The 13,619-nt window shown below is 68.5% G+C and carries 13 protein-coding genes; 7 read left to right on the plus strand and 6 right to left on the minus strand.

The annotated features are described in order from the left end of the window. The gene (locus TSH64_RS13515) at positions 1-924 is read right to left on the minus strand and encodes an NAD(P)H-hydrate dehydratase (protein ID WP_247872918.1); all 924 of its coding nucleotides are present in this window, start codon (positions 922-924) and stop codon (positions 1-3) included. Positions 925-964: 40 nt separating this feature from the next. After that, positions 965-1,744 (minus strand): histidine phosphatase family protein, encoded by a 780-nt coding sequence (locus tag TSH64_RS13520; RefSeq protein ID WP_109445589.1) that lies wholly within the window; start codon positions 1,742-1,744, stop codon positions 965-967. Between the two features lie 193 nt (positions 1,745-1,937). On the opposite strand from TSH64_RS13520, the gene TSH64_RS13525 reads away from it, so the two are divergent. The 5 genes from TSH64_RS13525 to TSH64_RS13545 all read left to right on the plus strand — a co-directional run bounded on the left by TSH64_RS13525 (position 1,938) and on the right by TSH64_RS13545 (position 6,416). Beyond that, positions 1,938-3,044, plus strand: coding sequence for an alkene reductase (locus tag TSH64_RS13525; RefSeq protein ID WP_109445591.1), 1,107 nt, complete (start codon positions 1,938-1,940; stop codon positions 3,042-3,044). Between the two features lie 254 nt (positions 3,045-3,298). Next, positions 3,299-3,865, plus strand: coding sequence for a cold-shock protein (locus TSH64_RS36625; protein ID WP_109445593.1), 567 nt, complete (start codon positions 3,299-3,301; stop codon positions 3,863-3,865). A 417-nt stretch (positions 3,866-4,282) separates the two neighbouring features. Continuing rightward, positions 4,283-4,915, plus strand: coding sequence for a YgjV family protein (locus TSH64_RS13535; RefSeq protein WP_109445595.1), 633 nt, complete (start codon positions 4,283-4,285; stop codon positions 4,913-4,915). Continuing rightward, complete coding sequence (locus tag TSH64_RS13540; protein ID WP_247872919.1) at positions 4,912-5,619, plus strand: Crp/Fnr family transcriptional regulator; 708 nt, start codon at positions 4,912-4,914, stop codon at positions 5,617-5,619. The genes TSH64_RS13535 and TSH64_RS13540 overlap by 4 nt, the downstream gene beginning before the upstream one ends. A 128-nt stretch (positions 5,620-5,747) precedes the next feature. Continuing rightward, positions 5,748-6,416, plus strand: coding sequence for an MT-A70 family methyltransferase (locus TSH64_RS13545; RefSeq protein WP_109445597.1), 669 nt, complete (start codon positions 5,748-5,750; stop codon positions 6,414-6,416). 41 nt (positions 6,417-6,457) lie between these two features. Here TSH64_RS13545 and TSH64_RS13550 read toward each other — a convergent pair whose 3' ends face one another. The 4 genes from TSH64_RS13550 to TSH64_RS13565 all read right to left on the minus strand — a co-directional run bounded on the left by TSH64_RS13550 (position 6,458) and on the right by TSH64_RS13565 (position 10,979). Next, positions 6,458-7,087: an HAD family phosphatase gene (locus TSH64_RS13550; RefSeq protein WP_247872920.1), complete on the minus strand. Its 630-nt coding sequence runs from the start codon at positions 7,085-7,087 to the stop codon at positions 6,458-6,460. Between the two features lie 13 nt (positions 7,088-7,100). Beyond that, complete coding sequence (locus tag TSH64_RS13555) at positions 7,101-7,880, minus strand: DsbA family protein (protein WP_247872921.1); 780 nt, start codon at positions 7,878-7,880, stop codon at positions 7,101-7,103. 129 nt (positions 7,881-8,009) lie between these two features. Further along, a complete protein-coding gene (locus TSH64_RS13560; protein ID WP_247872922.1) occupies positions 8,010-9,440 on the minus strand; it encodes an esterase-like activity of phytase family protein in 1,431 nt (476 codons plus the stop codon). A 162-nt stretch (positions 9,441-9,602) separates the two neighbouring features. Beyond that, complete coding sequence (locus tag TSH64_RS13565; RefSeq protein ID WP_098739175.1) at positions 9,603-10,979, minus strand: M48 family metalloprotease; 1,377 nt, start codon at positions 10,977-10,979, stop codon at positions 9,603-9,605. A gap of 67 nt (positions 10,980-11,046) precedes the next feature. Between TSH64_RS13565 and TSH64_RS13570 the strand changes: the two genes are divergently transcribed. Then, positions 11,047-12,366, plus strand: coding sequence for a gamma-glutamyltransferase (locus tag TSH64_RS13570; RefSeq protein ID WP_247872923.1), 1,320 nt, complete (start codon positions 11,047-11,049; stop codon positions 12,364-12,366). A gap of 55 nt (positions 12,367-12,421) precedes the next feature. After that, positions 12,422-13,585 carry an aminotransferase class I/II-fold pyridoxal phosphate-dependent enzyme gene (locus tag TSH64_RS13575; protein ID WP_109445601.1) on the plus strand — a complete coding sequence of 388 codons (1,164 nt, stop codon included), beginning with the start codon at positions 12,422-12,424 and terminating at the stop codon, positions 13,583-13,585. Positions 13,586-13,619 lie beyond the last annotated feature (34 nt).

The following is a 13,619-nucleotide window of genomic DNA, read 5'->3' on the forward strand; positions in this document are numbered from 1 at the left end:
TCAACGGCCGTCCGATTCGCTCGCCAGCGCCGCCATCACCGTCGGGATCTCCGCCAGCAGTTCGCGGGCGAGGAAGCCCAGCGGGCCGATGCGGCGGGTCAGGCGGTTGCCTGCCTCGCCATGCAGATAGACGCCCCAGATTGCGGCCTGCTCCGGGCTGGCGCCGCGTGCCAGCAGGCCGGTGACGATCCCGGCCAGCGTATCGCCGGATCCTGAGGTCGCCAGCCCGACCGTGCCGCCGCGGTAGGCCCAGGCGCGGCCGTCCGGGGCGACGATGCGGGTGCAGCTTCCCTTCAACGCCACCACCGCCTTCAACCGGTCAGCCGCCTGTCTTGCGCAGCCGAGCGGATCGGCGTCCACCCGGTCGCGGGAACAGCCGAGCAGCCCGGCCATCTCGCCGGCATGGGGGGTGATCACCACGCGGCCCTCATGACGGTGCAGCGCCGCCGCGTTCCGGCGCAACCCGGCCAGCGCCCCGGCATCCAGCACGAAGCACGGCCCGTCCGCACCCGCCTCAAGATGGCTCAGCAGTTCTGCGGTCAGGTCGGCGACGGCCTCCTCGTTCATCATGCCCGGACCGATCAGCACCGTGTCGCAGCGCGAGGCCCGCTCGGACAACACCGCAGCCGAGTCGGGGGCGATCTCACCGTCGGCGGTCTCGGGCAATCCGGCGACCAGCGCCTCCGGCAGGGCGAGGCCCAGATGGGGCGCGATGCTGGCTGCGGTGGCGATCTGCAGCTTGCCGGCCCCCGCCCGCAGCACGCCGATCCCGGCGAGCAGGGCGCCGCCCGGAACCGGAACGCTGCCGGCCACCACCAGCACCCGTCCGCGGGTTTCCTTGTCGCCGTGACCGTCCGGCTGGGGCAGGGGCATGCCACGCAGAAGCTCGGCGGTGACGGGGATTTCCTCGGCTGGGGCGTCCAATCGCTCCTCCTCGTCGGGTGCAAGTGATGGAGATGGCGGCTTAGCGCGCGGCGATGGCGGCGTCCGGCTCGGCGGTGACCGGGGCGCCGGCCTCCTCCAGCGGGGCGACGAAGTTGTAGCGGTGCAGCAGCAGTCCGCCGCGAGGGCCCGCCTGGGCGTCGAATCGGTATTCGGTGACGGAGCAGTTGGCGACGTCGCCGGCCGCGTCGATGGCCAGGATTTCCTGCTCGGTCAGGTTCTCCAGCAGATAGCGCAGGCACAGCACCACCACCTGATGCCCGACGATCAGCACCCGCCGGCCGCCGTGATGCAGGCTGACGGTGTCGAGCGCGCTGCGCAGCCGCAGGATCACGTCGCACCAGCTCTCGCCCCCCGGCGGCCGGTGATAGAATTTCCCGAGCAGGCGGCGGAACTCGGCCTGCTCGGGAAATTCCTGGCGGATGCCGGCGGTGGTCAGCCGGTCGAGCACGCCGAACTCCTTTTCGCGCAGCCGTTCGTCGACGACGAAGTCGTTGGGGTGGACCGGCATTCCGCCCGACTGGTGCAGCCGTTCCGCCGTGCGCATCGCCCGCCGGTAGGGGGAGGTCAGAACCACGTCCGGCCGCTCCACCGCCGGCATGGCCGCGAACCAGCGGCCGAGCGCGTCGGACTGCCGCTCGCCCAGCGGGCTGAGCGGAACGTCCACGTCGCGTTCGGCGATGTCGATCCGGCTGAGCCCGGCGGCGTGCGCGGCGTCGCGGGCGACGTTCCCGGCGCTTTCACCGTGGCGGACGATCCAGAGGCGGTCGGGCCAAGGGTGCTGTAACGGCGGGTGCTGCATCGGCGGTCCCGTTTTCTGAAGGAAATCTGCCGGGAATAACCGCCGGAGAGCCGGAAAGGTCCCGCCGGAACGACCGACCCGGTATGGCAGCCATGCCGCCCTTTGGGTTGCTGCGGTGCAGCGGAGCCTTGCCGGATGCCGATGGCGCGCCACACTTTCCTGTCGAGTTTCCAATCAGCAGAATGGATCGGACATGACGGACAGCCAGGACGCGGCCCCCCTGTTCCAGCCGGTGACGATCGGGCGCTACAGCTTGCCCAACCGCATCGCCATGGCGCCGCTGACCCGCAGCCGCACCGACAACGCCACCGGCGTGCCGACCGCGATGAACGCCGAATATTACGCCCAGCGTGCCACCGCCGGCCTGATCGTCGCGGAGGCGACCCAGATCTCGCCGCAGGGCAAGGGCTATGCCTACACCCCCGGCATCCACAGCGCCGAACAGGTGGCGGGCTGGAAGCTGGTGACCGACGCCGTCCATGCGAAGGGCGGGCACATCTGCCTGCAACTCTGGCATGTCGGCCGCATCTCCCACCCCGACCTGCAGCCGGGCGGCGCCCTGCCGGTGGCCCCGTCGGCGGTCAAGCCGGAGATGAAGGCCTTCACCGTCGACGGCTTCAAGGACATCCCGGCTCCACGGGCGCTCGATGTGTCGGAACTGCCGGGGATCGTCGAGGATTACCGCCGCGCCACCCGCAATGCGCTGGCCGCCGGCTTCGACATGGTGGAGGTGCATGCCGCCAACGGCTATCTGATCGACCAGTTCCTGCGCGACGGCACCAACAAGCGCACCGACGCCTATGGCGGTTCCGTCGAGAATCGCGCCCGCTTCCTGTTCGAGGTGCTGGACGCCGTGGTGGCGGAGGCCGGGGCCGACCGCGTCGGTATCCGCCTGTCGCCGCTGAGCCCGGCCAACGATGCCCAGGAAAGCGACCCGGTCGGCACCTTCAGCCCGGTGATCCGCCGCCTGAACGGTTACGGTCTGGCCTATCTGCACATGATCGAGGGCGTGACCCGCGGCCCGCATCCCGGATTCGGCGGCGATCTCGCCGAACTGCGCGGGCTCTACACGGGCCGCTACATGGCCAACAACGTCTATGACCGTGCCATGGCGATCGAGGCGACGGCGAACGGTCATGCCGACATGATCGCCTTCGGCCGGCCCTTCATCGCCAACCCCGATCTGGTGGAGCGGCTGCGCATCGACGCCCCGCTGGCCGAACCGGACCAGAAGACCTTCTACGGCGGCGACCGCCACGGCTACACCGACTATCCCACATTGAAGCAGTCGGCCGGCTGATACCGGGGCGCACGGGGGGCGTGCATAAACCGTCCGAGTCGCGCCGCCGGTCGCGGTACGGGAGTGCCGGAGACGGGGACGGAGCGGCACTTCGGTGCCGCCTTCGCCCGGCCGACGAGCCGGCGGGTGGGGAAGCGTGAGCCTGGGGTGGGGCAATTAACGGCGATTCGGTCATCTTTCCTTTGGAAGGCTTGACCTGGGATCGGATACCTGTGACAACAGACTTTCGGCACACTCTATGAGCTTGAAGACACATGTTCGACCGCCCGCCCCGCCAGGGCTTCCGCGCTCCCGAGATCACCAAGTCCAACGTCACCGCCACCGTGAAGTGGTTTAACCCCACCAAGGGGTTCGGCTTCGTGTCGCCTGAGGACGGTTCGCCCGATGCCTTCCTGCACGTCTCTGCGGTTCAGGCCGCCGGCTACGACGCGCTGGACGAAGGCACCACCATCACCTGTGACCTGGCCCGTGGGCCGAAGGGTCCGCAGGTTGCCTCCATCCACACGGTCGATACGTCGACCGCTCAGCGTTCGGCCCGTCCGCGGACGACCGGTGGCTTCGACCGTGGCGGTTATGACCGCGGCGGCTACGATGCCGGCGGCGGCGCCGGTGGCGAAGAAGTCGACGGCACCGTGAAGTGGTTCAATGCCGATAAGGGCTTTGGCTTCATCACGCCCAGCACCGGTGGCAAGGACGTCTTCGTCCACGTCAACGTGCTGCGCCGTTCGGGCATGCAGACCCTCCAGGAAGGCGATCAGGTGCGCGTCACCGTTCGCCAGGGCCAGAAGGGTCCGGAAGCGGGCAAGGTCGAGTACCTGTAAGGCTCCGGAATATCCGGGCCTCGGCCGTATGGCGTTCGTCCTCTCCGGATGCACGCCGCCTCGGCCGGCTCCGCTTGGCTGAAAAGCCTGACGAAGCCCCGAGCCGCTTTGGCTCCGGGCTTCCCGGTGAGAGTCCGGACTTTCAGCGCACGGTGCCTCCCTTTTGGGGTGCGCCGTGCGTTCCTGTCTTTTAATCTGCTGCTTTTGCGGTCCTGGCTCGTGAGTGATCCGGCCGTGGCTCCAGTTCGGCCCGGCTGTTCGTTGCGTGTGTCTTCTCCGCTCCTTTCTGTTTCCTCCCGCCTGTTTTTTTTGGCGCCGCCCTCCGGGGCGGCCGGCGCTGGTGAATCAGCCGGCTTGTCCAGGCTGGCTTGCCGGCCTCTCTTCTGCCGCCCCAAGCTGTCGAAGGCGCGATTCGGCATGAACGAGCTGCTGACCGTCCTGCTTCCGGCCGCTGAGGGCGGCGGGTGGTCCCTGGCGCAGCTGGTGGGTTTTTGCGGCATGCTCGGCGGCATGCTCTGGCCCCTCTTCCGCAGCCGTACCGGCATGCTGCTGGTGCAATTGGTGCCTTGCCTCTGTTTCGCCCTGCATTTCGCCATGGTGGGCTCTCCGACGGCGGCAGCGCTGAACGGGCTTGCGGCGCTTCAGGTGATGGCGGCGCTGGCGATCGGCGGCCGGCCGGCCTTCCGCATCGCCTATCTGCTGATTCTGCCGGTGATCGCCACGGTGATGGCCCTCACCTGGTCCGGTCTGCCCTCGGCCTTCGCCGCGGCGGGAATGGCGCTGATCAGCCTCGCCCGGTACCAAACACAGGTTGCGCGTTTCCGCGGCACCATGCTGGTGGCTTTGCCCTGTTGGTTCGTGCACAACAGTCTGGTGGGATCGGTGCCGGGGATGATCTCAGACGTTACCGGGATCGTCGTCAATGGCTGGATGCTGCTGCGCGGCACCGGGATGGCGGCCTCATCGGCATCGATAGTGACACCAATGGCGACACCGATGGCCCCACCAACACCAATTCCGTCGTCAAGCGGGGAGGGGAAGCTGCCATGACCGTCAACCATTCGAACCTGTCTGCGGAAGACGCCGCCGCACTGCGCGCGATCCCGCTGTTCGCCAAGTTGACCGACCGTGCGGTGTCGCTGCTCGGCGGCGCCGCCATCGTGCGGCCGGTGTCGCGCGGCACCACCCTGTTCCTGCAGGACGAGACCGCCGACCGTTTCTTCGTCCTGCTCGACGGCTGGGTGAAGCTGTATCGCCTGACCCGCGACGGGACGGAGGCGGTGGTGCATGTCATCGGCCCGGCGGAAAGCTTCGCCGAGGCCGCCATGTTTGCCGACGGCAAATTCCCGGTCTGTGCGGAGGCGGTGACCGACGCCCGCGTGATGACCCTGACCGCCGACGGATTCGCCCGCTGCCTGCGCGAGGACGACCGCATCGCCTTCGGCATGCTGGGCTCGCTGTCCGTCCGGCTGCGCCATCTGGTGACGCAGATCGAACAGCTCCAGGTCCAGCCTGCACCGCAGCGGGTCGCCGCCTTCCTGATGCGCGTCTGCCCGCCGGGCGACGGGCCGGCACAGTTCCAGCTTCCCTTCGACAAGGCATTGATCGCCCGCCGCCTGGGCATGCAGCCGGAAACCCTGTCGCGGGCACTGGCCAAGCTGCGGGCCGTGGGCGTGGAAACCCAGGGGCTGACCGTCAACGTTGCCGAGCGTGCCGCCCTGCGCGCCATGGCGGAGGCCGGCGAGGAGGAGTGACAGGATTGCGGGCACCGGCGGCTGTGACAGCATCGGCTCCGCGGTTCAGACCGGATTGACGGCGCTGTCCCCCCGTGCGAGTTTGCACCCCTTCCGGTACCGCATTTGTTCAGGATTTCGAGGCAGCGATGGGCGACAGCAAGACGGTGGAGACGACATCGGATCCGGCGCAGGATCTGGTGGCCTTCGCCGGTGACCGGCGCTTCGCCACCGTGATGGCGGACCCGCCCTGGCGCTTCGTCAATCGCACCGGCAAGATGGCGCCGGAGCACCGCCGCCTGTCGCGCTACGGCACCATGACGGTGGAGGACATCTGCGCCCTGCCGGTCGCCGACATCGCCGCGCCGACCGCTCATCTCTATCTCTGGGTCCCCAACGCCCTGCTGCCGGAAGGCTTGCAGGTCATGCGCAGCTGGGGGTTCGAGTACAAGACCAACCTGATCTGGCACAAGGTGCGCAAGGATGGCGGGTCGGACGGGCGCGGCGTCGGCTTCTATTTCCGCAACGTGACAGAACTGATCCTGTTCGGTGTGCGTGGCAAGAAGGCCCGGACGCTGTCCCCCGGCCGCACCCAGGTCAATCTGATCGAAAGCCGCAAGCGGGAGCACAGCCGCAAGCCCGACGAGCAGTATGAACTGATCGAGGCGTGCAGCCCCGGCCCCTATCTGGAGATGTTCGCCCGCGGCGCCCGGCCCAACTGGTCGGTCTGGGGCAATCAGGCCGACGACGGCTATGAGCCGACCTGGAAGACCTACGCGTTCAACTCCGCCACCGACCGCGAGGCGGCAGCGGAGTGATCTGGACGACGTGATCCGGCGGGAGCAACGGCTCCCCCGCGTCACAGCATTCCTAGCGACTCCAAGTCCCGCCGCAGCGCCTCGGCGCCCATGAACAGGTGCGCCGACATGCCCACCGACTTCGCCGCCTCGACATTGTCGGGGTTGTCGTCGATGAAATAGCAGTCCTTCGGATCGAGTCCGTAACGATCCGTCAGCAGCCGATAGATCGCCGGATCGGGCTTCACCAGCCGTTCCGCACCCGAAACGATGATTCCGTCGAAGCCGTTCAGGAAGTCGAAGCGCTTGCGCGTCAGCTCGAACTTGTCGACCGAGAAGTTGGTGATGGCATAGACGGGGACGCCGCGGGCCTTCAATTCCGCCAGGATCTCCGGGGTGCCGGGGATCGGGCCGGGCACCATGCGTTCCCACATGTCGTCATAGGCGCGGATCAGCTCGGCGCAATCCGGATGCTCTTCGGTCAGCAGGGCGACCGCATCCTTCCAGGGGCGGCCGCGGTCCTGCTCAAGGTTCCAGGCGGGGGTGCAGACCCCGTCGAGGAAATCCTCCATCAGGTCTTCGTAGCCATCGAACAGCTCGCGGTAGAGATGCCGCGGATCCCATTCGATCAGCACCTGCCCGACGTCGAAAACGACGATGGACGGCTTGGCCCGCTCGGTCATTCCGGTCATCGAACGATCCGCCTCAACCCTTGGCACGGGCGGCGTCGGTCAGCCGCTTCATGTCGTCCAGCTTGATGGCGCCCGGCACCAGCTCGTCACCGAAGACGAAGGCGGGGGTGCCGCGGATGCTCAGCTTCTCGGCCAGCGCCTGGTTGGCGGCGATCACCTTCAGCACGTCCGGCGATTCCATGTCCTTCTTCAGCCGGTCGGTGTCGAGCCCGACCGACTTGGCCAGCCGCATGATGACCGCCTCGTCCAGCTGGCCGCGCTGGGCCATCAGGGCATTGTGGAATTCGACATATTTGCCCTGCCCACGGGAGGCGAGCGCCGCCTTGGAGGCGACCAGGGACGCCGGCCCCAGGATCGGGAATTCCTTCAGCACGAAGCGCAGCTTGGGATCGCCCTTGATCAGCGACTGGGTGTCGGCCTGCACCGCCTTGCAGTAGCCGCACTGGTAATCGAAGAACTCCACGACCGTGACGTCGCCCTGCGGGTTGCCGATGACCGGATCGGCGGGGTTGCGGAGCAGTTCCTGCTTGTTCTCGGTCAGCGCCTTGCGGGCCTGTTCGGCCTCCGCCGTCTTCTGGCGCTCCTGCATGGCGTCGACGGCCTGCAGGATCACCTCCGGATGCTCCATCAGGTAGTCGCGGACGATCTTCTCGATGGCGGCCTTCTGGTTGCCGTCGAAGCTCGCCGATTGCGCATGGGCCGGAGCGACGGCGGTCAGCGCCAGCGCCGCGACGGGCAGGGCGAGCAGGGCGGAACGCAGGAACGGCAGGGCGGGGCGCATAAGGCGGCGCATGGGGGCGGTCTCCGAAACGCGAAGGACATTGGGCCGAAGGCCGCCCACACTGGACCGACAATCCGGCCCGGACAAGCGCAAAACGCCTGCCCGAACCTCACGTTTCAGCGAGCGGTCAGTCTTCAGCCGTCAGCGGGCGCGCAGCAGTTCGCCCACCGACAGCAGCGCCATCTCGTCCCCGTCCGCCTTGCCGATGGTCCGGCCGGTGGAATAGGGCAGGTTGTTGTCGTTGACAACGACGATGTGGTCGGCATCGACGATGTTCACCCCCTCCGGCCCGAGATGGGGCATGACGAAGCGGCCTTCCGGCGCCTGGCCGGCGCGGGCCTTGTGGTCGGGGTCAGCAATGTCGGTCAGGTCGATGTAGCCGACCTTGCGGACGAAGCCGTCGGCATCCGCCCCGGCGATGTCGATCTTGTAGATGCGCTTGAAGGCGGCCGGCGCGTTGAAGCAGTCCGACTTGACTTCGCCCTGGCAGGCCTGGGTCTTCGCCCCTTCGGTGGTGTCGTCACGCTCGATCACCAGGGCGCTGCCGGCGTCGATCATCGCCATGTCGGCGACGACGTTGGCGTTGTCCTCCAGCCTGTACTTCCACGACTTGCCGGTGTACGTGCGGCTGGCGACGTCAAACTCCAGGACGCGGGTGTACGCTCGGCCGTCCTTGCTCTCGAAGGCATTGGCGGCGGCATTCCACAGCGGGCCTTCCAGCGACGGGTACAGCGTCTTGCCGTCCGGCGACACGCCCATCGGCTCGAACCCGCGGGAGCGGCGGACCTCGAAGCTGACGGTGCCCGGCACCGCCGGCAGGCCATTGTTGCGGTAATGGTCGGGCGAGCGCGCCGGCTTGCCGTCGATCACCGTCTCATGCACCGCGATCACCACGCCGTCCCGGCTCAGCTCCAGGATATAGGGGCCGAACTCGTCGCCGATGAACAGGCGGTCGTTCTGGACCACCAGCGATTCCGGATCGAAATCGGCACCGGTCAGGTAGCGGCTGCCGGTGTTCTCGTTGACGATGGCGAAGGGGACCTTGCGGTCGGGATCGCGCAGGAAGGTCGTTTCCAGCCACTGCATGGCGCCGCTCTGCCAGTCCGGCTTGACGCGGTGGACCATCAGCAGCGCATCGACCGAGTTCACCTTGCTGCCGAAGCCGTTGTCGGTCAGCGCCAGGAACTCGCCATTCGGTTGTGGCACGACGGCGGAGAAGCCCTGGACCGCCTGGCCTGCGACCGGCAGCAGGATTTCCGTCTCTCGCGGAGCCTTCGGGTCGGCGGCGAAGGATGTGGCGCGGATGGTGCCCACGGCATCGACGCGCTTGCGGTCGGCATTGGTGAACTTGCCGGCGGTGGCGAACAGCGGACCGGCATCGGCCGGCGCCTGCACCAGCGTGTCGGCCGGCAACACCGCATGGCCGGCGAGCGTGGCGGGATAGCGCTTGGCCTGCTGGTCCTGCGCCTGGGCCGCGGCAACGGTCAGGCTGGCGGACATCAGGGCGACGGTGGCAAGCAGGGCGCCGCGCCAGGACGGGAGGCGCCAGGACGGCAGGCGGACTGACGGCATGCGGTGTACTCCGTGGACGGAACCGCGCGCCCTGTTTCACTCAGGCGCGCTCGATGTCCGCGGAATAGCAAGCGGCGATGACGTGGCCGGGACGGTTCAATGACTGTTGCGTTACTGGAAGGACGCTTTGGTCATATGACCCGCACGTTGTCGACACTCCCGTCAGCGCTCCGGCTTGTCGGCCCCGCCGGTCTGGCCGCGGATGTCCTGGGCGCGCAGCCAGCCGGGCGATCCGGCAGGCAGCATCCTTTCCGCCCGCTCTGCCTGGGCCTTGGCCATCGGCATGTCGCCTCTGGCCAGCGCCTCTTCCGCCGTGGCGTAGGCGACCATGCCGTCGTTCTTCTTCATGCTCCAGGCCTGGGCGGTCAGCCGCCACAGGAAGGCTGACTGCGCCTTGCCCTTGGACGCGATCTGCAAATTCTTCAGCGCCTCGTCGGCCAGACGGGGGTCATGCTGTTCCAGCAGGGCATGGGCGAGGGAGACCCGGATCGTTCCGGCATCGGAACCGGCCATCTCCACGGCCTTCCGATAGGGGGCCACCGCATCCGGCGCCCGGCCGGTCTGCAGCATCAAATCGCCCTTCATCTCGTAGAGATAGGGATTCTTCGGTTCGTCGGCGATCAGCCCGTCGACCAGCGGCGTCGCCTGCTTGACATCGCCCTGGCGGAAATAAGCATAGGCGCGACCGTAGCGGGCGGCCGGCGACGGATCGTTCACCTTGTAGCGGACCAGGGCGCCGCGCGGGTCGAGATAGCCGTAAAGCTTGGCCTGGACGCGCCGCAGGTCGGCCTCCGTCGCCGATGGCAGCTGGGCATTGCTGTAGCGGGAGCGGGCGACGAAGGCCTTCACCGCGTCGATGCGCTCGCGCGTCAGCGGGTGGGTCAGGCGATAGCCGGCGTCGCGGTCGTTCATCAGCGGGTCGTTGACGCCCAGCTTCTCAAGGAAGGTCTCCATGCCCTTTGCGGAGATGCCCGACTGTTCCAGGAAGGACAGGCCGGCCTGATCGGCCGACGCCTCCTGCGTGCGGGAGAAGGACAGGTAGTTCCGCTCCGCCAGATGCTGGCCCAGCATGACGCCGGCCGCACCGGCACCGGCATTCCGCGAGGCCAAGCCGCCGGCGATGCCGAGACCCATGCCGAGCAGCGAGGCGAGGAAGGCGTTGTCCATCGCCTCCGCCCCGCGGACCAGATGGCCGCCGGAGATGTGGCCGGTTTCATGCGCGATGACGCCCAGCAACTGGTCGGCGTTGTCGACGTCCAGCAGCAGCCCGGTGTGGATGAAGATGTTCTGTCCGCCAGCGACGAAGGCGTTCACCGTCGGATCGTTGATCAACAGAATCTGCACCGAGTCCGGGTCGATGCCGGCCGCCTGGAAGATTGGCCGGGCCATCTTGCGGATGATATGGTCCGTCTCGGCGTCGCTGAGGATTTGCATCTCGGAGCGGCGCTGCGCGCTCGCCGGTGGCGCTCCCCACACCAGCGACATCAGACATACGGACATGATGGCGACGACCGAAACCAGCCTGCTGGGCTTGCGCACCGTGACGACCTCCGGCTTGGAACAGCGGACTCCCCCGCACGACCGGCGGAGCCCGCGACACACTCGCTTGCAAATCTGGCAACGGTTGGGCGCGGTTGCCATAGCTGCATCACTGCTGACAGGCTGCGTCAACACCAAGTTCAAGACCGATGCCACGGTGCAGAGCTTCGTCGTCGCCGACGAGCCCTATGCCGCCGGCGTCGGTCGTGACGTCATTGCCCAGGGCGGCAAGGCCGGCGACGCGGTCGCGGCGATGGCCCTGGCGATGACTGCCAGCCTGCCGTCGCGCGTCGGGCTGGCCGGCGGCGGCGTCTGCGTGCTGTTCGACGCTGCCTCGAAAAAGGCCCGCACCATCGATTTCCTGCCGCGCCCGGCCGGTGCCGGCGGTGTCGCCATGCCGGCGATGGCGCGCGGCCTCTTCGCCGTCCAGGCGGCGGCCGGCGTAATGCGCTGGGAGCAGGTCGTCGCCCCGGCCGAACAGCTGGCCCAGTTCTCCCCCGGTCTCAGCCGCGCGCTGGTGCAGGATCTCGGCAGCTTCGGCGGGCGGCTGGCGCCCGACTCGGACACGAGGCGGCGCTTCCTCGGCGGCGGCACTCCGGCGGTTGGCGCCGTGGTCGGCCAGCCGGAGCTGGCGGCAACCCTGTCGGTCCTGCGCCGCCAGGGGGTGGGTGCCTTCTACAACGGGCCGCTCGCCGCGACGGTGGCCCAGGGCACCGGCATCGACCCGGCGCAGCTGCGGGCCTACCAGCCGCGCGTCGGCGGCACGCTGACCGTGCCCTTCGACATTTCCGACCTGCATGTTCCCGACCTGAACGAGCCCGAGTCCGGCGCCGCCCTGGTCCAGGCCTGGAAGGCTGTCGCCTCTCTGCCGCCGGCCGAGCGCGCCACGCGTGCCGCGCAGCTGCTGGGCGCCACCGGCAAGGGGCCGACCGCTGCCGGGGCCGGCGTGATGGTGATCGATCCCGACGAGAACGGTGCGGCCTGTGCCTTTACACAGGGGGCGCCCTTCGGCACCGGCCGCGGCATTGCCGGAACCGGCATGCTGGTGGCCCAGGACGTGGACCGCGGCGGCTTCGGCGCGCCGGCCCTGATCGCCAACTCCATCATTGGCCGCACCCTGTTCGCCGGGGTCGGCACCGCCAACGGCGACGACGGCCCGGCGGCTGGTCCGGCGGCTCTGCTGTCGGTTGCCCTTCCCGCCGGCCTGGAGGACAAGTCCACCGCCGCCCAGATCCAGGCGGCCCGTCCGCAATCCATCCCCGGACGCGCCAGCTTCGTCGGCTGCCGGGTTTCGGTGGAGGATGGGATCCGCTATTGCCAGGCGGCGAACGATCCGCGTGCCGGCAGCCTCGCGTTGACGGTGGAAAGCGAGCGCAAGCGGGACTGAGTCCCGGACAATAATGGCCCGGCCCAAGGCCGGCGACAGGTAGAGACGGACGATCATGAGCAAGCAGCCCAAGGTTTCCAAGCGGGGCGCCATTCCGCCCTTTTTCGTGATGGAAGTGATGCGCGCCGCGGCCGAGCGCGAGGCCGCCGGCCTGGAGGTCCTGCACATGGAGGTGGGGCAGCCGTCCAGCGGCGCGCCGAAGGGCGTGGTGCAGGCGGCGGCCAGCGCGGTGGTCGGCAGCGATCCGCTGGGCTACACCGGGGCGCTCGGTATCCCGCCGCTGCGCGCCGCCATCGCCAAATGGCACAGGGACCGCTACGGCGTCGAGGTGCCTGAAGGCCGGGTGGTCGTCACCACCGGGTCATCGGGTGCGTTCCAGCTGGGCTTTCTCGCCGCCTTCGATCCGGGCGACCGGGTGGCGATGGCATCGCCCAGCTATCCGGCCTACCGCCACACCCTGACCGCGGCCGGCGTGATTCCTGTCGAGCTGCCGACCGGGCCGGAACATCGCTTCCAGCCGACCATCGAATTGCTTGAGGCGCTCGACGAGCCGGTGCAGGGGCTGATCGTCGCCAGCCCGGCCAACCCGACCGGCACGATGCTGAGCCGGGAGGAACTGACCGCCCTGTCCGACTGGTGCCGCGCCAACGGCGTGCGCATGGTGTCGGACGAGATCTACCACGGCCTGACCTATGGCACCGACGCGGTCACCGCGGCCGAGGTCAACGATCAGGCTCTGGTGGTCAACAGCTTCTCCAAGTATTTCTCGATGACCGGCTGGCGTCTGGGCTGGATGATCGTTCCCGACGACCTGCTGCGCTCCGTCGAATGTCTGGCGCAGAACCTGTTCATCTCGGCGCCGACGTTGAGCCAGGTCTCGGCGGTCGCCGCCTTCGACTGCACGGAAGAGCTGGACGGCCACGTCGCCCGCTATGCCCGCAACCGCGCGCTGCTGCTGGAGGAACTGCCGAAGGCGGGCTTCACCAAGATGGCCCCGGCCGACGGCGCCTTCTACATCTATGCCGACGTGTCGGACATGACCGACGACAGCGAGGCGCTGGCGAAGCAGATCCTGGAAGAGACGGGCATCGCCTGCACCCCCGGCATCGATTTCGACACCGCCCGTGGCCGCCGTTTCCTGCGCTTCAGCTTCGCCGGCTCGGAAGCAACCATCGCCGAGGCGGCGCGGCGGCTGATCGCCTGGCGGGGCGGGAAGTAGGACGTTTTCCGGTGGGGGCCTTCGCTGCGGCGGC

The sequence above is a fragment of the Azospirillum sp. TSH64 genome, assembly GCF_003116035.1.
Lineage (GTDB): Bacteria > Pseudomonadota > Alphaproteobacteria > Azospirillales > Azospirillaceae > Azospirillum.

Coding starts and splice junctions, on each gene's coding strand:
- TSH64_RS13520 (WP_109445589.1), bottom strand. CDS start 1,744: ATGCAGCACCCGCCGTTACAGCACCCTTGGCCCGACCGCCTCTGGATC.
- TSH64_RS13525 (WP_109445591.1), top strand. CDS start 1,938: ATGACGGACAGCCAGGACGCGGCCCCCCTGTTCCAGCCGGTGACGATC.
- TSH64_RS36625 (WP_109445593.1), top strand. CDS start 3,299: ATGTTCGACCGCCCGCCCCGCCAGGGCTTCCGCGCTCCCGAGATCACC.
- TSH64_RS13535 (WP_109445595.1), top strand. CDS start 4,283: ATGAACGAGCTGCTGACCGTCCTGCTTCCGGCCGCTGAGGGCGGCGGG.
- TSH64_RS13540 (WP_247872919.1), top strand. CDS start 4,912: ATGACCGTCAACCATTCGAACCTGTCTGCGGAAGACGCCGCCGCACTG.
- TSH64_RS13545 (WP_109445597.1), top strand. CDS start 5,748: ATGGGCGACAGCAAGACGGTGGAGACGACATCGGATCCGGCGCAGGAT.
- TSH64_RS13550 (WP_247872920.1), bottom strand. CDS start 7,087: ATGACCGGAATGACCGAGCGGGCCAAGCCGTCCATCGTCGTTTTCGAC.
- TSH64_RS13555 (WP_247872921.1), bottom strand. CDS start 7,880: ATGCGCCGCCTTATGCGCCCCGCCCTGCCGTTCCTGCGTTCCGCCCTG.
- TSH64_RS13560 (WP_247872922.1), bottom strand. CDS start 9,440: ATGCCGTCAGTCCGCCTGCCGTCCTGGCGCCTCCCGTCCTGGCGCGGC.
- TSH64_RS13575 (WP_109445601.1), top strand. CDS start 12,422: ATGAGCAAGCAGCCCAAGGTTTCCAAGCGGGGCGCCATTCCGCCCTTT.